The following is a 19,315-nucleotide window of genomic DNA, read 5'->3' as shown; positions in this document are numbered from 1 at the left end:
CTGCGGCTGCGGCTGCGGCCGCGGTTGTCGATTGTGTCGGTATCCGCTCCCTGGCATTGCCGTCTGGCGTGACATGAGTCGCTCCCCGATTCTGGTCGTGAGAGACTCTGGATGCGCCAGAAAGCAGGGCAGCTGATGACGTTCGACCCTTCAACGCCAGATCGAGAAGCGCAGAGAGCGCCGCAAGTGCATCGATGCTGACAAACGGCTGAGCTGCCAAAAGCTCGGCGTCAGGGCATGCTGCCCGATCGAACATCCATGCTGGAACCTCCAACCATCGATCCGCTTGCGATCCATCCAGAGAGCAGCGGAAAGTGACATCATCAGCCTTCCCGACCGTTCCATGAACGCAAACTCGGCGACCAAACCAGGGATGAAATCGATAAAGAACCTCGCGAAAAACGGTTTTGTGGGCGTTCTTGAGTCTTGTTGTACGATGCGGTTCGATTACATGCCCCTATTCATACCGTGATGAGGATACTCCGATGTGGTCGGCTTGATACTCTGCCCGCGGCACGAACAATGCGGGCGGCTCCCCACTATGCGATCGAACGAAATTGCAACTCGAATGTTTGACCAGCTTGGCAGGAGCGTGCGTCGTTAATGGCTCCGCACCTGTCGTACCCACCTCGCGGAGAATGCAGATGAGCTCTACATCGCGCAACGATTTGTAGTCGCGTTGCACGCCTCGCCTCCTCCTCGAGGCCCGACGATACTGCAACTTTGCACATCATTGATGGCGCCCTCTGGTCGTGGTCCAACTCAGTCAGCTTGACTTCGGAGTCGCCTACCTTTCCAGACATCCGGATCGCGGCTTCCGCCGCAAACATGTTTAGCTTATCTCGAATCCGCTACATCATCAGAAGACCCCAACATTCGCATCGGAGGTCAGCGAAGAGGTCGCTCATAGAGCCAGCTACGCTTCGTGAGGATTGCCCGCACTTGGTAGCGCGCAGAGCGCTAGAGTATGGGGCAACGTCTAACAGCAGCACGCTTTCGAAAATGGGTTCACGGACTGTCATTGCCGTCTTCGTGCCCGGCCTAGGCCGTCTACACCGCCTTTCCGCTGACAACGACTTTAGTACCTAAACCGCTACGATCGCCTCCCAATTTGGGACACGCATCCGACCGCCGCGTCCGCAGCACGGGGATGGATCGATCAGAACGTTAACACAGGGATCCGACAGATCCTCGAGCTTTCAAGAGCGTTCTGCGCCGCGATCTCACCTCGCCTGGTGGTCCACGGCGCCCCGTGACGATCGGCGACGAAATAGAAGCACGCCCTTCAGCTGCGGGCGCGTAATTTGCTTCGCATTCCGCCGGAGCAACCCAAAGTCGCGCCTTACACTTCGCCATATCTGCATTAGGGGCAACGGCACCGATGCCGTTACCTTAGATAATACCCTGACGTCGCGCTTTGACGACGCACTAAGTCCGGGTGGATGTTTCCAGCTTTCGCATCGCATTCTTGAGATGAAAGTTGACGGTATTCAGGCTCACGTTCAGGATGACCCCGATCTCCCAGGATGACTTCCCTTCCTCGACCCATCGCAAACACTGTCTTTCCCGTTCCGACAGCACAACCTCTTGCCTATCCGCCATGAATTTCTCCTGTAGTCCAGAGAACAGGAAAGCATCAGCAAATGCCATACCACTCAGTGGCGCCAGCAAACTGTCGGCGAGGCAGGACAAATTCTTCGGCGATTGCCGCGCCATTCGCGCGGATCCTGCCATCCCACCGCAGCCCTGTCGACAGGCTTGCGACGTATGTCGTCAACCTGACAGCAGCATTGCGACAATCGTGGCTGTTCGATATTTGCGTCAAACTCTATGTGAGCCGGATATCACTAAGGGCTCCTCCCCCGCCGAGGAGTGGGGGGCAATTCTCGCTGGGGGCCGCAGCACCAGGCTCGCGAACGGAAGGTCATTCATTTGCATACAAAACCCTTCTTCCAGCCTTAGGCGCGAGGCCAATCAACCCATAGCGAAAGCTTTGCGTTCGGCGTGCCTCCTATCGCGATCATGCAAGCCTTTGCGGTCCCGATAAACTACCAATGCTGGTCATTGAGCGGCATCACGCCGAAGCGATATGAGCAGTGACATTGGTGGCAATCTAGGTCGGCTTACGGGATTTAGGCATGCAGTATCAACCACAAGCCGTTCGGCCCACCGCAGGTCATCAATGCGCGCGGCCGTCGCCTGCCGAAATGCTTCATGTCCAGGTCTGCTCGAATGATGAGCTCTCGTTTCTGATGGAAGCGCATGATGGCCTATCCGCCACAATCGCACAGCGGTCAGGGTTCAAGGGGCTCTGGGCGTCTGGTCTGTCGATTGCCAGCTCCCTGGGCTATCGTGATGCCAATGAAGCTTCATGGAGCCAGCTCGTCCAGAGCGTCGAGCGCATAGTGGACTCGACAGAGCTACCTGTGCTCGTTGATGGGGATGGCGGCTTCGGCAATTTCAACAATGCTCGCCTGCTCGCACGCAAACTTGGTCAGGCTGGCGCAGCAGGCGTCTCGCTTGAGGACAGCTGCTTCCCGAAGCTGAACTCGCTCATTGGTGAGCGGCATCCGCTCGCCGATATCGATGAATTCTCCGGTCGTCTGCGGACTGTAAAGGATGCAGTCGCCGAAACTCTTGTTCTCGTGGCCAGGATCGAGGCGCTGATCGCCGGGCACGGATTGAACGAAGCTATCTTGCGTGCTCACGCTTATGCCGACGCGGGAGCCGATGCTATCTTGATTCACTCGCGAAAGAGTACCGCGGACGAGATACTTTCGTTCGTCACCGAGTGGCGCAACCGGCTACCTGTCGTGATCGTTCCGACCACATACTATCGAACGCCCGTCTCAGCCTATCGGGATGCGCGCATCTCCACAGTGGTTTGGACCAACCACTCCATGCGAGCTGCGGCAGCTGCAATGCGGCGCGCCTGCGATAGTATCGCAGCTCAAGAGAGCGTTGCGAGCATTGAGCCTCAGATCGCACCGCTCTGCGAGATATTCGAGCTCCTGAGGTATGACGAACTCGCCGTGGCCGAAAAGCAATATCTGCAGCCCCGCTAGTCCATGGCAGCAGGGTTTGTCACCTGAAGCTTCCTTTGTTCAAAATCTGCCGATGAGTCCCTCACCTTTCGTCGGTCCCGCTCAGTGTCACAGAACTGTCAGCGACGTAAAACTCCTGGAGAGGCTCTCGACATGGCAAAACAGCTTTGCCTACGGCTCAAGAACGGACACACAGCGGCTGATGCAAGTGTATACGCCGACCACGATTCATGCCTGCCTCTTTCAAACTCTGGGGTGGTCTCACAAGTCTGCGGCACCTGACACTTAACAGAGGCGCTCAGGATGCTTGCAGAACCATAGGCGGGATGAAGAAAGCGAATTGAAATGCCTGTGAATGTTCCCAAGCATGCTCTCATTCTTGCCGCTGGAGTGGGCTCTCGTCTACGGCCGCTCACGGAGCTAAGCCCAAAACCTCTAGTCCAAATCCATGGCACCCCCATCCTGCACAACGCCCTACATAATCTTGGCTGTCTTGGCGTGGAACACGTAACGATCGTTGTGGGGTATCGCAAAGAGGCGATCCAAGAGGCCTGCGGCAGCCGCTTTGGCAGTGTTACGATTGACTACGTCGAATCCTCCGCTTACGACCGTACTGGGAGCGCCTATTCGCTATGGCTGGCGCGTGACGCACTCCTTTCCGGAGATTACTTCGTTCTTGAGGGCGACGTCTTCTTCGAGGAAAATGTATTGCGGCAGCTGATCATCACTGAAGCGCCCAACGCTGCTGCTGTCGCTCCCTTCCATGAGCTGATGCAGGGATCGGCGGTCCTGTTGTCCGATCTTGGCTTCATTTCAGAATTTCGCTTGAAGCAAACAGCGCGAGATCTAATCGCGGGTGGCCCCCCTCTCTACAAGACGATAAATCTGTTACGGCTGTCCGCGTCTACTCTGCGGACGGAGGTCATTCCGGCCCTAGACGATATGATCAGGGCCGGAGCTACCCAGGCCTACACCGAGGAGCTTCTTTCCTATCTCGTGGAAACACGAGGCTTGCTGCTTGCTGCGGTGAGATGCGACGGGCTCAGGTGGTACGAAATCGATGACGCGGAAGATCTGCGTACCGCCGAGCGCATCTTCGCAGAAGCCGACTACGTTTGATCCTATCGCCTAGGGTGAAGTTCAAGACGGTCACGGAAGGTTTGTCGCTGCGCCTCTTCGACATTCGCGGCAGCCTCTGAGGCCGGGCGGGTAAGAACGGCCAAGAACCGTAAGCTTGACGGAGGCCGCAATCAAAGCGGCGCCCATTGTCTTAGCAGAACGCAAGCGCTCGTCCCGGCATACAATGTGAAAACACATCCCAAGCGATGAGGTGGTAGCGAAACAGTCATTTTGCGCCCAGCCGCTTTGACCGCGGGAATGGGACGAGACCTAGACCTTGAGGGAGGCAGATGATTTCGATTTGCTCGCTTGCGCTTTTCCGGATCGAGACTTTCCTGCAAGCGACTGCTCCGCGGAACTAATCTCTTTGAAGTCGAATCTGAAGCTGATTCTTGGTGCGCAAAGTACATTCTCGCCAAATTTGATCGGAACACGGCCGGAGCAATCAAGGCCCTCTTTGACGAAGACCGGCGCCGAAGTGGACATTTCAAGCAGGCGCGCCTCATGGGCGAAGGGCAGACGCGCACTTATCGTCACCCATTGCTGCGAGTAGTCGTCAATTCCGATGCGCCTGAGAGCTGTCGACATCGAGTTGGTGCCAGAGAATTTATCCAGCAGTCCTGGAGTGCGTTTCGCCGGAAAGTAGCTATGCGCGATGACGATCGGGATCTCGTCTTGGTAACTCAGCGTGTCGATGCGCAGCACATCGTCACCGGCCTGCAAGTCGAGGTAGCCGGCCAACCGCTCGTCTGCCGGTACCGTTGCAGCAGACAGGATCTTACGACGTGCCAAGCGGCCTTGCGAGATGAGATTATCGGTCAGCCGGGTTTGAGGGGAGAGAAGATAGGTTGTTGGATGTTCGACAACGAAGGTGCCTCTCCCCTGCTCGACACGAAGCAATCCTTCCTGCTCAAGTCTCCGAATGGCGTATCTTACGGTGTGCCGGTTGACACCATATTTGAGAGCAAGCTCGACGTCGTTCGGAAGCTTTTCCGCCTGGCCGAAATCGGCTCGACGCAATAGCTTCTTCGATGTTCGATCGAACAAATTCCCAGCGCTTTCCTTGGTACATAGGGCAAATAGTCCGTGGTTCAGGTGTTCAACTGCGTCGGATTAGCGTCAGGTCTATCGTTCTTCGGCTGGGCCAGCCGCGTTACGGCCGCTCCCCTCAGATAAAGGCGCTGTCCGTAACGCTCCCGGAAGACAGTTGCCCGGCGCGCTGAAGAGGCAACTGAGACGCTCGCATCTTCGACATCATACTGGCTTGAGTCCTCGCGATCTTGCAAAGCTTCATCAATGATACGGCCCTGCACTGTCGACGGTAGCGGCAGTCTCAAGCTGGAAAGGATCGTCGGTACCAGGTCAACGATGCTGGTTGGGACAGCAGCAACTCCGGTTTTAAAGCCATTGCCAGCAAGGATGCATAATGAAGACAGCTCGTTCGCCGAAAGCCCGCCGTGCATGCCAACGCCGATCGGATAGGCTCCATCGTACTACACGGCGTCGGGCGGAGCGTTCCGATTGGCCGCGCTGCAATCGGCGAGAACAAACGACAGATCCGCGCTTCGTTGGTGTTCGGCCATGACAGCCGAAAGCGGGAGGGTGTTGGCGACAAGTGGAGACCCATCAGCGGCCTTACGTGAGAAAGCCACGCCAAACCATGGCTGCTCGGAAAGGCTGTGATACATCTCTGTCAGAAGATGGCCTTCTCTGTCCCCGACCCAAATATTGACAACCCTTTGAGCGGTTATTGCGCGTCTACGTCGGGCGTGAGCTCGTATCCGACTTTGAATCCCGACCGCTGCAGGTGGTTCAATACGGAGACCTTTTCTCCAATGATGGCGTGTCCGTGATCGGATGCAAGAATAAGCTGTACTCCCTCACGCTCTCCTTTCTCGCTCCACCAAGCGAAAATGCGTCCAAATTGCCGATCGACCTCGTGGAGCACCTCACGGGCCGTAGGATGCTGAAGTCCAAACATGTGATATGTAATGTCCGGCTCCGAAAGCCAGAGCAGGCTGACCTCCGGAAGCGCTTCCTTCTTGAGAAACGAAAAGAATAGATCGACGACACGTTCGATGGTAGCACGCGCCGGCCGCTCGTCGGGAGGGAGCAGTGGAAACGATGACGCAGTGCGGTGAACGGCCGCAGTGCTACTGAACTTTGATGGGTCATGAACCCAGAACGCCGGCGCACCTGTCTGCCAACTGCCCCAGCTCGAAAGTCCAAAAGAGCCCTGCGACTGAGATCTGATCGTCAGCATCGCACGACCATGAGCCGCCAAGACTTCGCCGATCGTAGTGGCGGTGAGGACGCCACCGCGTTCGCTGCCGAGCGTCAGGAGCGCCGAGAGCGAAGATCCGTCGATGGACCGACCGTTTGCCAAAAAACGGTTGCCGATGATTCCATGGGCCGAGCTATGTCCGCCCGTGGCCAGCGCGGCCGATGAAACCCGCGTCTCACTGGGAAACGATCAGGTATGGCGGGCAAGTCGAAGGCCGATTTTGGACAGCTCGGCGAGATTCGGCGTGACTGCTTCGTCTAGCTGGTCAGGACGAAGGCCATCGAGCACGACAATTACAAATTTCATTCGGCCACCTTCCAGCTCCGATTCCGGAGCCTCAACCTACGGGAGTAGCAGCCTGCCTGTCCAGAGCTACCTAGGTACCTAGGTTTGTCATGATGGTGTCACATGGTGTGAATTATATCTCGCAGTACTCGAACGGCCCCCGCAGAAAAACATTGTGCGAGTCCGCCTGGCCCTGGACGGCCGGAAAAGGTGACGGTGCGGTTTCGCGAGAGCGAGATGCGGCAGCTCGCGGAAGTCTCCCGTCAGCGTGGCATGACGCGAACCGGCTGGATTGTTGCCCTGGTGCGCTCGCGATTGGGGTCGCCCGTACAGCATTCCCCGAACGAGCATGGCGAGCTTCGCGCGATCGTTCGCGAGCTCAACCGGATCGGCGGCAACATCAACCAGATCGCGCGGGCCGCAAACAGCAGTGTGCTGCAGGGCAGGGCGGTTGAGCCGGATCTATCCGCGATTCGAGAGGCCAAATTGGTCATCGAAAGAGAGCTCGCGCAATTGCGTAGTGCGCTGCATGGCAACGCGGATTATTGGGATGGAAGGCCATGAGCCGGCGTCCGCCGCGGCCGAACGACTTGGCCTTCGAACTTCCGCCGATCTCGTACGTCTGGGAAACGCCCAATCGGCGCCCAGGGCGGGCCGAGTGGGATATCCCCGATCAGGCGGCTCCGGGCCGCCTTACGCCGGCGATGCGTGCGAAGCTCGAGCGCATCGTGCGTCGAGCACCAGAGGTGATGGTGAAGATCACCGGGCGGACAAAGAGCGTGGCGCATCTGAAGTCGCACCTCGCCTACATCACGCGAAACGGCGAGCTCGATGCGGAAACAGAGCAGGGCGCGACGCTAGCGGGTCGTTCCGGATTGAAAGATCTGCAGCAACGCTGGGAAGATGATGCCAGTCTCGACGGCAAGCGCCGCCGTGATGGATCGCTTTCGATCAACATCATTCTGTCGATGCCGGCTGGCACCGATGCTGTCGCTGTCAAGGATTCCGCTCGGGCATTTGCCATCCAGACGTTCGGCTGTAATCACGACTACGTCTTTGTCCAGCATCTCGACGACAAGCATCCCCACGTGCACTTGACGGTTCGGTCCCTCGGCCACGACGGCAAGCGCCTCAACCCGCGCAAGGCGGATCTGCAGGCGTGGCGGGAACGGTTTGCTGGCGAACTCCGGCTGCGCGGGATCTCGGCGGAGGCAACGCCGCGGCGAACCCGCGGGCGAGTTCGAAAGGGCGACCGCGGGGCAGTCCTCGCCATGCGCAAGCGAAAGATCACACCTGATGTCGATCAGCTCGCCCGGAAGGAGGTGCTTTCGGAGGTGAGGAGTAGCAAGACTGCCAAACATCCTTGGGACGAACAGATCAAGTCACGTCAGGACGCAATCCGGCGGCGTTATCTTGACTATGCAGCCGAGCTCCAGCGATCTGGAGTGCCTGCAGATGTTGAGTTAGCTCGCCAAGTTCGGCAATTTTTGACGACATGCCAGGTATCGAAACTCGCCGGCATGCGCTGAAGAACGAGCTTTCGGAGCTGGCCAGTAGCCGGCGGCGAGACGTTAAACAGGACGTTCATGCAGAGGGGCGTGACAAAACACGAGGCGATGAGCCGATCAGAGGCGAACGGGGGAATCATAGAACTTAGGCACGGAGGGCGAGTTCCTCCCCGCCACCAAAACGTCAGTCAAAGCAATTTAAATAGCGCTGCCGCACCTGTGTGAATCCTTGCGGCCGCGCTGTAGCAACGTAGCGTTAAGGTTGAACTCGGATTGTAATCTAATCCTCGGAACGGCTGCGACCCTGGCTACTTCGGATTCACGGCATCGCGCCTAGATGCCATCAGCGGCTTTGCCGTCCCGCTCTGATCAGTCGCGGCAAAGGTGACCGGCCAACAACTAGCAGGCGCAGTTCGCGCTGTGGGGCCTTCGGTGGCCAAGGTCAAGAGTACCTGAGCGAGAAATAGCGCCGCCCTCGAAGGGCGGTTTGGTGTCGGCATCAGCATGCACGCGCACCGCACAATCCTATCTGCCAGCCTTCCGTTCTGAAACCAGCCATTCTGCGAGGGGATCGCTCGATGCGGCCTCCCCGGTAGGCAGACCGGAAGCCCGGTCCAGATACCAGTCAATCGCCTTGCGATCCCAACGCTGAGTGCCGGGGATAGCCTCCGGCACCAAGCCCTTCTTAACCCACGTGTTGAACGCGTCCTTGGAGCAGCCACAATAGGCTGCCGCACTGGCCTTAGTGAGGCCCCGAGGTGCGATCTGATCGGCTCGTAGTATCCGCTCCGAACGTCTCAGCTCTGCGGGCGAAGGTTTGTCACGCTGATGATCACCGTCCATTTGGACCTATGGTAGAAGTTAGCGGCAACGTGACGGCGCCCCGAAGCGTTGGAGGTAGAGCGCTGTCCCTAGCACGCCCCGCCAACTTCAGCATGGCCAGCCTCAAGCGGCAGAAGCTGACGGCGGAAAGTATCGTCCGGAAGGCCCATGGCGCAACTACCAGAACCGGTTGCTGCCAGGCGCTTGGGCGATCAGTCTCAGTGACCGGAAGCAACGCGGGCGCGGCTCGGCGCCAGGTCAGGATAAGAATCGGGCGTTGTCCCTACCGCGCCCGCGCTGCGATTGAGATTAGCGGTGACGTGACTCGGCGCTCTAGCCCCCTCGCGTACACCGGGGAGGCGCTGTCCCTGCCAAGCGCCGCTAAGCTCAATGGCTGAGTATTCGGGCTAGCTTTCCAAAAGCTGACAAGGACCCGCGCGGAAAAATCTACAAATGAAAAGCGGCCCGTGTGGGCCGCTTGCCGTAGACGTTCAGGCCGCAGACAAAAGCCGTTCGGCCCGCTTACGATCAGCGGCAGCCGCACCACGACGACGGGCCGGATCGGCGCTCAGCCGATCTATTGCACGCTTACGGCTGATCGGCGTTACGACTTCACGCCCTCCAGGCTCCATCTATTCGACCAAATAGAGCTTGCCGTTCGGTTTGCGCATCAGGCGAGAGCGACTTTCGTACCAAGCGCCACTTACCGGGCCGCGATCAAGGCTGATGCGCGTGACGATAGCGGCATCGCTTGCGGTGTCGGAGACGATCTTCGAATTCGAGACGTTGCGGATGGCTTCCATTTTTATTCCCCTACAGGCTTCTGAAACGCCGCAGACACTGGATGAAGCCTCCGTGGCGGCGGGAGGTTCAGAACCTGTAGAGGACAGGCGAGCTAAGCCTTATATCGCTGCCCTCCCGCCATGCGGAACGTCGAACGGAAATCCGGACACAAAAACAGCGCCATTCGAACGTTCGGCGCTTTGGGCGCCTCCAAAAGGGGTTCTGAAACCTTTTCTGCCAACACCAATCCAATATAACACTGATTTTTCTCGCATTTTGTAAGCTGACATTCCTTACAAAACTAACGACGTTGCGACCCTCAGCCTGGATGCCAAGACTGCGCGGCGCTCAGCCTGTCAGTCTCGGAGAACGATCAGAGCGGCGCGAACGGTGCGCTGATCTCACCGTATCTCTGCTTCAGTTGCCACAATCTGTGAAGGCCGAGCGCTCGCTCAAGCATCGGCTCGCCGCAGCATTTCATCACGCCCCCTAATGGCGCGAGCCGGAATGTCCTGCGTCAGCCGCCAAGCCAGGAATGGCAACCCGACTTCGGGCAGCTCATCCGTCAAGCGCAGGACGTTGATTGCCACATTTCCTCAACTTCGCGAGTGCATGCGCGAGGACATCGGGAGTGTCAGTCTCGACGGCCGCAGTGCGAGGCGCGAATTGCAGTTTGACTACACTGCTCACTCTACGCTCCTGCCGAGCCGAACGACCTTGACTTCGATACGCGCAACGCTGTCAGACTTGATGTCTGTTACCTCGAAGGCTTCACCGGTGCGAATGAGCGTGATGCGATAGCTTTGCAGCAACGGCCACGGCAGCGCCTTGTGATCGAAAGTGAAGATGGGGACGCTTGTGGTTATGAGCGGGCTCAGCGAATGGCCGCGCGAATGCACCTTTTTATCGCCCATCACCACAGTCTCGGGCTTCGCAATGAATACTGCGATAACCCTCGCAGCTCTGTCAGGCTGAGGCTCTCCGGGAAAGTTAGGCCTCCCAGCATAACCAGAACGGGTTCGCCCATATTGTCGTCAATGGCTGCGCTGACACGCTGGAGGCCTGCGCGCCACGTTTGTGGGAATAGCATCGTCATTCTTGTGATCCTGTGGGCGGCCCTTGTGTGGACTTAACCGAATTGTCGCCAAGTCCCTGCATTCCCGTGCCGAGCTGGCCGTTGAGTTGAACGCGTGAAGCCGCTTCGGCCCGAGCCACAACGGCTTGGAGGTATGCGGACGGCTCGACGGTGACCGTGATGTTCTGATGCATCTCAGCCTCGCCGCTCACAGTCCCGTGGACTTCTTGCCGTGGCCTCATCCCTGGGAGGGCCGCGTTGAGCCCGCAATGATGGAGTCCTGCAAGCCCTGAGACTGAATGCCCGTATCGGCTGAAGGCAGCCGACCGATGTCCGGCCTCAGGATAGCATCAGGACGCAGCACTCTATAGATTTTTCGACAATCCGCGCGTCACCGAACACGGCGTGATGGCGGGACATTTCGCTGCGACTGCAGCGCGTTCAAAGCCCGCGAAGGGCCTGTCCTGATCCTGCAGGATACGACCGAGTTCATCTACAGTCGCCCGGCAACATCGGCTACACAAAGACCATCAATGCTGGGCGCTATAAGGCCGGACAACCCACCACCCACACCTTGTGCGGCGTGTTGACGCATTCGAGTCTGGTCGTCACCACCAGCGGAACTCGACTCGGCCTGTCCGCGGTAAAGTTTTGGACCCGCAGCAAGTTCAAAGCAACAGCTGCGCTCAGGCGGCTCGTGAACCAAACGCGCGTGCCGATCGAGACAAGGAAAGTTATCGCTGGCTCGAGAATTTGCGTCAGTCCATCGCGCTTCTGGGCTCGCCCGAGCGCTGTGTGCACATTGGCGATCGCGAAAGCGATATCTACGAACTCTTTTCCCTGGCGCAGGATCTCGGGCGCGGTTTCTTGTGCGCGTTCAGGCCAATCGGCTGGCTGAACCAGCGTCGGAGGCCTCGCCGACGAATGCGGCCCATCGCGTGTTCGCTCAACTTGCCGCGGTCCCTTGGTCCGGCCGCCACCGGGTCGCGAATTGGCGGTGAAGATGGCGAAACTGCTTTCTTGCAGATCAAATTCGCCTCGGGGAAAACATTGCCGCCAATCAGCAAGCAAAAGCGCTAACCGCCGCAAACGCTCGTCTATATTCATGCCTTGGTGGTCGACCCACCGTCGAATCGTGACCCGATCGACTGGAAGCTCGTAACCAATTTGCCTGTCGACGACTTAGCAGCCGCCGTCGAGAAGCTCGACTGGTACGCCTCGCGCTGCAAGGTCGAGGTGTTCCACAAGATCATGAAATCTTGGTTGCCGCGCTGAGGACGCGAGATTGCAGACGGCCGAGCGGCTGGTAACGCTTCTCGCTCTCGCTACCGTTGTCAGCTGGCGCATTTTTTGGATCACTATGTCCGCCCGCGCTCAACCGGATGCGAGACCCGAGACTGTCCTATGCCCGGCGGACATTGAAGCACTCGACCGCATCGATGCGGCGCGTTCCAAACCGCGCATCCTTCGCCGAACGCTCGCAACTTACCTTTTGCAGATCGCCGTGCTCGGCGGCTATCTCGCCCGCACACGTGATCCTCCTCCAGGAAACATCGTCGTTTGGCGAGGACCAAGTTGCAAGATGTCGCCGTCGGCATCGCTATCGGGGCACCCCGAAGATGTGGGTAATTGAAAGCCTCACCGGATGCTTACTCCGATAGTCGCCACCTGGCGACAGCTTCGTCGTCAGCTTACAGACAGGTAAGTGCTTCAGAGGTTACAACGTATCGTAGTGGACTGAGTCTACTCAGTCCTGGCAAGGGAGTATGGAATGGATCCTTTTGAGGCAGGACCGATTCTGCGCGGCGATGGGATCTCTTCGAACGAACAAGAGGGGCAGGAAAACGAGGCCGGGGCGCAGTGGGACGGAGTGCTGACAGGCTATGACGTGGCAGATTCAGCTCATGCGGAGGATGACCAAGACCAGACGGTTGAAAATTGGGCTGCCGAACGGGACGTGGGCCCGCTCGAGGATCGAGAAGAAGCCCTAACGCGATTAAATCTTTCTGAGTTCAATCAACATCTCGATCTCGAATCGTTGTCCCTGACCAGTTTGCCCAGATTTTCGACCGATCTCAGGCGGATCGACGTTCCCTTCAATCGGCTAACCAGGCTGCCCCATACCCTGCCCGCCACCCTCGAGTCGCTCAACGTCGGTCACAACCAGCTGACCAACTTGCCCACCCTTCCGGCCGTGCTCGCTTATCTCGACGCGAGCAACAACCGGCTAGCGAACCTGCCTGACGCCATCCTCCCGCGCTTCAGTTTCTCGATGTCAGCCACAATCAGTTGCAGAATCTGCCGGAGGTCCTCCCTGCCACGCTCGAGAGGCTCCGCGTTAGTGGCAACCGCTAACCAGGTTACCCGAGGCGCTCCCACCCGGGCTCGAATTCCTCCTAGCTGACTATAACCAGCTAACCAGCCTACCCGAGAACCTACTGACGCAGTTGGGCGCTGATGCCAACGTAGATCTGTCTGGAAATCCGCTGCCGGATCAGGTGCTGACGAAGCTGCATACAGCCGTAATGCCGCGGACTATACCGGTCCATCCGTCATACTTCCGGGCAACCACGTGAGTGCACTATCCTCGATGAACAGGACCATACTCTCACCGAAGCCGTCGCAGACTGGCTCAGGGGCAATCCAAAAGACGGCGATCCGGAGGTGCTGGCCGCTTGGCGGACCTCTGCAGAGGAGCCGGGCGCTGAAGAGTACGCGCTTTTCCTCGGCAAGCTGTTCGAGTCCGTCAACTCTGACAATCAGGAATTCCAGCAGTCGGTGGCGAATGATCTACGCGAGGCGGCGAAGAACCCGCAATTGCGTGCGCAGTATTTTCAACTGGCCGCCGATGCCAACCAGACCTGCGAGGATCGCAGAACGTTGACTTGGAACGGTATGCAAACAGCACGTCTCATCGCAGACGTGGAGAACGGCGTCTATGACGATAGGGCGCGGCCTCCCGATCTCATCGATCTGGGGCGCGTCATGTTCCGCGTGGATGCTCTGGAAGGGACCGCGCGCGAGAAGGCTCACTCGCTCGGCTCCGTCGGCAGAGCCGAAAACATCGATGCCATCGAGGTCTATGTTGCTTATCAGAACAAGCTACGCGAGCGGCTGGGACTGCAGCACGTCGCGCCGAATATGCGCTTCTTTGAAGTTTCCGGCGTCACCGACGCTGACGTTGACAGTGCAGAGATAACCGTGCGGAGTAAGGAGGCGGCGGAATTTGCTGACTATTTGGCGACGGACTGGCAACCTTGGGACGATGTGGTTTCTCGCATCGCCCTGACGCCCATGCTGCGATGCAGGACCAACTCATTGATGCAATGGGCGAAGAGTTCGACAACAGACTGGAGCAACAGCTCGCCGACAGAGACTTGAGTGGAACTGATTCTGATCTCGTCGAGGATGCCAAGCGAGAATTAGGTGCCGAGGTCCGTAAGGAAATTGCCCGCGAGATCAAGGGCGCTCTAAGGGATAGGGTGCTCAATGATCACGGCCTCCGGCTGTGAAGCAGCCTTTGTTAGTTCGCACGAGGCATAGCGCTGTACGTCAGGGCTGCGGAGCGCCGGCCTAGACGCCGGCGCATTGCTCAGGTCAGCTGCTAAAATGCGTGCACGTAGCGGCGAGAGTCGGACTCCCTTCCCCGATGCCGCAACTGCGCGAAGACCGCCGTAAAACAGGGAGCCCAAAAAGGCCGGGCTCGATTCTGTGACCACCGCCGTGTACCACCGATTCGGCCCGCAACGCGGGTAAGCATCAGAACAGCGAGGCAGCCATGGTAAAACCGTTCCAGTCCAAGACCCATATCGGCAATCATCTGCTGCATCCGGAAACCCTGATGCTGACCTATGGCTATGATCCGCAATTGTCGGAGGGCGCCATCAAGCCGCCGGTGTTCCTGACCTCGACCTTCGTGTTCAAGACCGCCGAAGACGGCCAGGACTTCTTCGACTACGTCGCCGGCCGGCGCGAGCCGCCGGAGGGCATGGGCGCGGGCCTGGTCTATTCGCGCTTCAATCATCCCAACAGCGAGATCGTCGAGGACAGGCTCGCGATCTACGAGCGCACCGAGAGTTGCGCGCTGTTCTCATCTGGCATGGCGGCCATCGCAACCACGATCCTGGCCCTCGTCCGCCCCGGCGATGTCATCCTGCACTCGCAGCCGCTCTATGGCGGGACGGAGACCCTGCTGACGAACACGCTTGCGCGTCTGTCGATCGGTGCCGTCGGCTTTGCCAGCGGAATCGACGAGACGGCAGTCAAGCAGGCCTCGGAGGAGGCCATGGGCAAGGGGCGGGTTTCGATGATCCTGATCGAGACGCCCGCCAATCCGACCAACGGCCTCGTCGACGTCGCAATGATCCGCCGCACCGCCGAAGCCATCGGCAAGGCTCAGGGACACACGCCGGTCATTGCCTGCGACAACACGCTGCTCGGGCCGGTGTTTCAGCGACCGATCGAGCACGGCGCGGATCTGTCGCTGTATTCGCTGACCAAATATGTCGGCGGCCATTCCGACCTGATCGCGGGCGCTGCGCTCGGATCGAAGGCGATCATGAAAGGTATCAAGGCGCTGCGCGGCGCCATCGGCACCCAGCTCGATCCGCATTCCTGCTGGATGATCAACCGTTCGCTCGAGACGCTCAGCCTGCGGATGGAGAAGGCCGATGCGAATGCGCGGCTCGTGGCGGACTTCCTGCGCGACCACCCGAAGGTCGCCAGGGTGCACTACCTCGGTCACCACGAGCAGGGCTCGCTGTCCGGCCGTGTGTTCGCGCGGCAATGCCTGGGTGCGGGCTCGACGTTCTCGTTCGACATCGTCGGCGGCAAGGAGGCGGCGGTGAAATTCCTCAACGCGCTGCAGATCCTCAAGCTGGCGGTGAGCCTTGGCGGCACGGAATCGCTCGCAAGCCTGCCGGCGACGATGACCCATTCCGGTGTTCCCGCCGACATTCGCCAAAAGATCGGCGTGCTAGATTCCACCATCCGGCTGTCGATCGGGATCGAGAACCCGTCGGATCTGATCGCGGACCTCACGCAGGCGCTGAACGCGGCTTGAGCGAGGGAATCAAAGCGGATTGGACGCGCGGCACGCTGACATGATCGCCGCGGCGGCCTCATTGCTCTGCGCGCAAGGGAGCTGCCGCACGAGCCAGACGTAATAGCCCTTGCTGGGATGCGTTTAGCAGGGAATCGCCGGCAGGCCGTCAATCTCACTCGATTTCGAACCATTCGGAGACGGCGCGACCGGTGGGCCAACGAACGAAATCAAACTCGCAATTGCCGCTCGATCCCGTGCCCGAACCGCGATCACCGTGCTCCTGCTTTGCATCTAGTTGAAGCAGTTCAGCCTCGACTCACGCCAGGGGTCCTTGCCAGTTCTTGGTTGGCCAAGGCGTCGATATGTAGCGTCGTCGGGATGAGGAGCCAAGTCTCGGCGCCCCAGACCTGGGGCGCCGGCACCGACTCCTCCAAGTTGACGGCCTGTTGTTTGCCTGGAGCCATGCGGCGCCCCTGAGTAATCATTGTGCCCTGGGGAACAACCCCGAGCCTCTGAACGGCTGCGAAGTCGTCGAGAAGGACGTGTTCTTCAGCGAGCATTCGGAAGGCCCGAACGCGCTGGCGTCCCTCGCTTTCCACCAACTCGCCCCTGCAAGGCACTCCACGGATCTCGAAATAGGTCGGGCGCCCGACTTCGGGCATGAGGCGCGGGCCTTCGAGGGCGCGGACAAGGTAATCGGGCAGGAATCGCTCCCGGTGCGCCCATCGGCCCCGAATCAAGTAGCTAAGATCGACTGTACCTTCGTCGGGGGGCGCGGCCCTGACGATCTGCGGGGGGCGATAGAGGGGCTGGGATGGACCAGCTTCGTTTATCCCGCCAGCGCGCGGGTGATGGATCAGGCGAACATCCATGGGGCCTTCCGGCCCGACAGTCGCGGAATAGCGCTCCCCATTGATCGCAAACTGACTTGGCCCGAACTGGTTTGACAGCAGATTGATATTGCTCAACACGTCGATCAACACGTCCGAAGCCGCCCTGGAGCCGTGGCGCCAGTCGGCGCCAACGATCGCTCCGATATCCCGCAGCTCCGGAGCCGCCCCGGGGTCCGAAAATTTTGAGGCCTTCATCGGTATCCGCTCCTCCCAGCCGAGGGGATTCGGCAGCGAGAACTCTCTAGCCAAAAATGGTCCAGTTTGCCGGCCTCAGATCAGCACCACCCGGATCGGGGATTTCGAAATCGGCGGCCTCGCGGAGGTTCGTCGCGCTGTCGGCGGCGCGGCTGGCCGACTTCATGGCTGCCGATCTGTCCGCGCTCGACCTTCTGGTGGTCCAAATCGATGGGCTGCATCTCGGCGACGATCTCGTGCTGGTCGCCGCGATCAGGGTTGACGGCGAACGCAACAAGCATCCGCTGGCGCTGGTGGAAGGGTCGACCGAGAATGCGGCAACGGTTCAGGCCCTGCTGGACAATTTAGTCTGCGCGGGCTCGCCCCGACAGTGCTAAGGCTGTTCATCTCATCGTCGATGGCGCGAAGGCGTTGTCGAAGGCGATCCGCAACCACCTTTGGTTCGGCCGCCCCGATCCAGCGCTGCCAGATTCACAAGGCGCGCAACATCATGGAACGCCTCCCGAAACAGCATCATGCGGCCACCCGTCGGGTGCTGCGCCAAGCCTTGGAGGTCGATGACGCCGCAGGCTGAAAAAGTGATCCGCAATCTCGCGCGTCGTCGCGACCAGCAATGGCCCGGCGTCGCGGCGAGCATCATCGAAGGCCTCGACGAAATCCTGACCGTCGTCCGGTTGAAGCTGCCGAAGGAGCTTCGTCCATCGCCGAGAACATGATGGGCACCATTCGCCGCGTCACGCGCAACGTCAAACGCTGGCGGGGTGCCGGTATGGCCTTAGGATGGGTCGCGGCCGGCATGATCGAGGCCAACAAGGGCTTCCGACGATTGAAGGCACGTAAGCAATTGGCGATTCTGGGTGCAGCCCTTCAAACTCACCACGATCGCATGACGATCAAGCCCGTTGCCCACGTCACGAGGGCCGCATAACAGTCGTTTCGGAAATGCCGGCCCGACGTAGTTCAACATTGATCGGGACATCCCCCCGCAACAGTTCCGAGGGTCACTTTACCCGGTCCTCCCTAACACCGGCGCAGTGCGGGGAAACGAAGCGCTCGAGCTCTCTAGCGACAGACTCTGAAACTCTTTACGCACCCGCGCAATTACGCAGACATGGAGAAAACCGGAAGATGGGATTGAGCCGAAGGGAATTCGCAGGGGCGGAGGGCTGCAGTGAAGGTGCGGTCAGATATGCCTTGCGCCAAGGGCGTTTAGCGGCGCGGCCCGATGGCACGCTCGATCCATCTCAGCTCGGTCGGGCGGTGGATGCGAGACTCCTCGGGACAGAGGCCCTCGGCGTATTTCTTCCGGTAGTCGATGCCACCGAAAGGATACGGAGACGATCGGGATCGCCGCCACCTTCCATGGAAAGTGGTCTGTGGAGGTGGCGATCCTCCTCAGTATCTTGGTCTCTCGAAAATGGGCGATGTTGATCCGATCGGCCCGATAGAGATCTGCGACGACCTCAACGCGCAACTCGCTGAATTTTGGGTTGGTGCGCAGGTTGGGCCGCGCGATGGCACCAGATGAACCAGATGATGAGAACGCCGTCCTCCTAGATATCAACGATCCGATCGCGGTCGCCGGAAGGATGATCCATCTGGCGGTGAATTTTTACCAGGAAGACCTGAAGCGCCGGCGCCGGGAGACCGGGATCGTGTGTGTGAGGGACAAACGCCATGGCAAAGGGTAAGAGCGAGGATTTCGCAAACCAAGCGCCTCAGTTCGCGCGTGACGGATAGCTCGCGATCTTGCGAGCTTGCGAGTGAGCCGCCAAAGCTCGACCCTATTGGTCTCGGCTAATTGCTGTGCTCGCTGCTTAGCCGCTTCCTCATCAGCGCAAATCAGCCTTACGCAGTGCACTACATTCCCGTCGGGCTCGAACAAGTAGACCATGAACTCCTCGACCGAAGGGCTTCCAGTCACGCGCCGGCCGTGACTTTGAAGGTTATTGCTTGGTCCGATGGCGCTGCGTGCATGTCTTTGGTGGAGGTAGTCATCGCTCATGCTTAGCTGATCGCGACAACCGGCCGGCGTATTGCCCGGTTGCAAAGTTCCTGCATGGACATCGCTCGGATCTTATTCCCCGCCGGTTGCGCTCGACGATAGCTAGAATCAATTCTTCGGTGGCGATCAGGGCCAGCTCCATTTTTTCCTTAACAATAGTCGACGTATCTCGACCGATACTGTCGAGATGGTTCAGGGCCACCGCTTTGAAGCTATGGGCTAGGCGCTCCTCGGCATCGTCGCGTGCATAGTCTATAA

The 19,315-nt window shown here is 59.2% G+C and carries 19 protein-coding genes and 2 pseudogenes; 11 read left to right on the top strand and 10 right to left on the bottom strand.

Features of this window, described 5'->3' with window-relative positions; translation table 11 throughout:
• A partial coding sequence (locus tag EHH60_RS37905) for a hypothetical protein (protein WP_210211725.1) occupies positions 1-256 on the bottom strand: 256 nt, incomplete at its 3' end.
• A 1,172-nt stretch (positions 257-1,428) separates the two neighbouring features.
• A pseudogene (locus EHH60_RS38975) lies at positions 1,429-1,590 on the bottom strand (helix-turn-helix domain-containing protein); the annotation flags it as partial.
• Between the two features lie 617 nt (positions 1,591-2,207).
• Here EHH60_RS38975 and aepX point away from each other — a divergent pair.
• A complete protein-coding gene (gene aepX / locus EHH60_RS36260; RefSeq protein WP_124163937.1) occupies positions 2,208-3,065 on the top strand; it encodes a phosphoenolpyruvate mutase in 858 nt (285 codons plus the stop codon).
• Between the two features lie 324 nt (positions 3,066-3,389).
• Entirely contained in the window at positions 3,390-4,163 is a 774-nt protein-coding gene (locus EHH60_RS36255; RefSeq protein WP_124163936.1) for a phosphocholine cytidylyltransferase family protein, read from the top strand.
• A 270-nt stretch (positions 4,164-4,433) separates the two neighbouring features.
• Here the strand turns inward: EHH60_RS36255 and phnF are convergent, their stop codons facing one another.
• The 3 genes from phnF to EHH60_RS36240 all read right to left on the bottom strand — a co-directional run bounded on the left by phnF (position 4,434) and on the right by EHH60_RS36240 (position 6,600).
• On the bottom strand, positions 4,434-5,210 hold the full coding sequence (gene phnF, locus EHH60_RS36250) for a phosphonate metabolism transcriptional regulator PhnF (RefSeq protein WP_158626810.1): 777 nt from the start codon (positions 5,208-5,210) through the stop codon (positions 4,434-4,436).
• Positions 5,211-5,254: 44 nt separating this feature from the next.
• Positions 5,255-5,626, bottom strand: a complete 372-nt coding sequence (locus tag EHH60_RS36245) for a hypothetical protein (protein ID WP_124163934.1) — start codon at positions 5,624-5,626, stop codon at positions 5,255-5,257.
• Positions 5,627-5,910: 284 nt separating this feature from the next.
• Positions 5,911-6,600 carry an alkaline phosphatase family protein gene (locus tag EHH60_RS36240; protein ID WP_124163933.1) on the bottom strand — a complete coding sequence of 230 codons (690 nt, stop codon included), beginning with the start codon at positions 6,598-6,600 and terminating at the stop codon, positions 5,911-5,913.
• Between the two features lie 342 nt (positions 6,601-6,942).
• On the opposite strand from EHH60_RS36240, the gene EHH60_RS36235 reads away from it, so the two are divergent.
• The 3 genes from EHH60_RS36235 (at position 6,943) to EHH60_RS38970 (ending at position 8,696) form a co-directional block, all read left to right on the top strand.
• Entirely contained in the window at positions 6,943-7,296 is a 354-nt protein-coding gene (locus tag EHH60_RS36235) for a plasmid mobilization protein (protein WP_420886581.1), read from the top strand.
• Positions 7,293-8,261 carry a relaxase/mobilization nuclease domain-containing protein gene (locus EHH60_RS36230; protein WP_245454690.1) on the top strand — a complete coding sequence of 323 codons (969 nt, stop codon included), beginning with the start codon at positions 7,293-7,295 and terminating at the stop codon, positions 8,259-8,261. Before EHH60_RS36235 ends, EHH60_RS36230 begins: the two co-directional genes overlap by 4 nt.
• Positions 8,262-8,624: 363 nt before the next feature.
• Positions 8,625-8,696 carry a DUF3606 domain-containing protein gene (locus EHH60_RS38970; RefSeq protein ID WP_074448345.1) on the top strand — a complete coding sequence of 24 codons (72 nt, stop codon included), beginning with the start codon at positions 8,625-8,627 and terminating at the stop codon, positions 8,694-8,696.
• Between the two features lie 998 nt (positions 8,697-9,694).
• Here the strand turns inward: EHH60_RS38970 and EHH60_RS37325 are convergent.
• From EHH60_RS37325 to EHH60_RS37860, 3 genes are all read right to left on the bottom strand, one after another.
• Positions 9,695-9,865: a hypothetical protein gene (locus EHH60_RS37325; protein WP_157786056.1), complete on the bottom strand. Its 171-nt coding sequence runs from the start codon at positions 9,863-9,865 to the stop codon at positions 9,695-9,697.
• Positions 9,866-10,531: 666 nt separating this feature from the next.
• Positions 10,532-10,759 (bottom strand): hypothetical protein, encoded by a 228-nt coding sequence (locus EHH60_RS36210; RefSeq protein ID WP_124163932.1) that lies wholly within the window; start codon positions 10,757-10,759, stop codon positions 10,532-10,534.
• A gap of 704 nt (positions 10,760-11,463) precedes the next feature.
• Positions 11,464-12,027 carry a hypothetical protein gene (locus tag EHH60_RS37860; RefSeq protein WP_158671273.1) on the bottom strand — a complete coding sequence of 188 codons (564 nt, stop codon included), beginning with the start codon at positions 12,025-12,027 and terminating at the stop codon, positions 11,464-11,466.
• Positions 12,028-12,030: 3 nt separating this feature from the next.
• Between EHH60_RS37860 and EHH60_RS37855 the strand changes: the two genes are divergently transcribed.
• From EHH60_RS37855 to EHH60_RS36195, 4 genes are all read left to right on the top strand, one after another.
• Positions 12,031-12,195: a hypothetical protein gene (locus tag EHH60_RS37855; RefSeq protein ID WP_199752505.1), complete on the top strand. Its 165-nt coding sequence runs from the start codon at positions 12,031-12,033 to the stop codon at positions 12,193-12,195.
• A gap of 496 nt (positions 12,196-12,691) precedes the next feature.
• The gene (locus tag EHH60_RS38465; protein WP_050996259.1) at positions 12,692-13,324 is read left to right on the top strand and encodes a hypothetical protein; all 633 of its coding nucleotides are present in this window, start codon (positions 12,692-12,694) and stop codon (positions 13,322-13,324) included.
• Between the two features lie 260 nt (positions 13,325-13,584).
• Entirely contained in the window at positions 13,585-14,301 is a 717-nt protein-coding gene (locus EHH60_RS38460) for an NEL domain-containing protein (RefSeq protein WP_245454689.1), read from the top strand.
• 397 nt (positions 14,302-14,698) lie between these two features.
• On the top strand, positions 14,699-15,982 hold the full coding sequence (locus EHH60_RS36195; RefSeq protein WP_124163931.1) for a cystathionine gamma-synthase family protein: 1,284 nt from the start codon (positions 14,699-14,701) through the stop codon (positions 15,980-15,982).
• Positions 15,983-16,269: 287 nt separating this feature from the next.
• Here EHH60_RS36195 and EHH60_RS36190 read toward each other — a convergent pair whose 3' ends face one another.
• Complete coding sequence (locus tag EHH60_RS36190; protein WP_124163930.1) at positions 16,270-17,052, bottom strand: hypothetical protein; 783 nt, start codon at positions 17,050-17,052, stop codon at positions 16,270-16,272.
• An 83-nt stretch (positions 17,053-17,135) separates the two neighbouring features.
• Here EHH60_RS36190 and EHH60_RS36185 point away from each other — a divergent pair.
• Together EHH60_RS36185 and EHH60_RS36180 are read left to right on the top strand one after the other, a co-directional pair.
• A pseudogene (locus tag EHH60_RS36185) lies at positions 17,136-17,980 on the top strand (transposase); the annotation flags it as partial.
• 574 nt (positions 17,981-18,554) lie between these two features.
• Positions 18,555-18,743, top strand: coding sequence for a hypothetical protein (locus EHH60_RS36180; protein WP_124163929.1), 189 nt, complete (start codon positions 18,555-18,557; stop codon positions 18,741-18,743).
• A 303-nt stretch (positions 18,744-19,046) separates the two neighbouring features.
• On the opposite strand, the gene EHH60_RS37900 is transcribed toward EHH60_RS36180, so the two are convergent.
• The coding region (locus EHH60_RS37900; RefSeq protein ID WP_210211724.1) for a hypothetical protein at positions 19,047-19,315 on the bottom strand (269 nt) is incomplete at its 5' end.

The organism is Bradyrhizobium sp. RP6 (assembly GCF_003837805.1).
Taxonomy (GTDB): domain Bacteria; phylum Pseudomonadota; class Alphaproteobacteria; order Rhizobiales; family Xanthobacteraceae; genus Bradyrhizobium.
The sequence above is the reverse complement of the archived record's forward strand: the minus strand, read 5'-3'. Positions and strand labels throughout refer to the sequence as shown.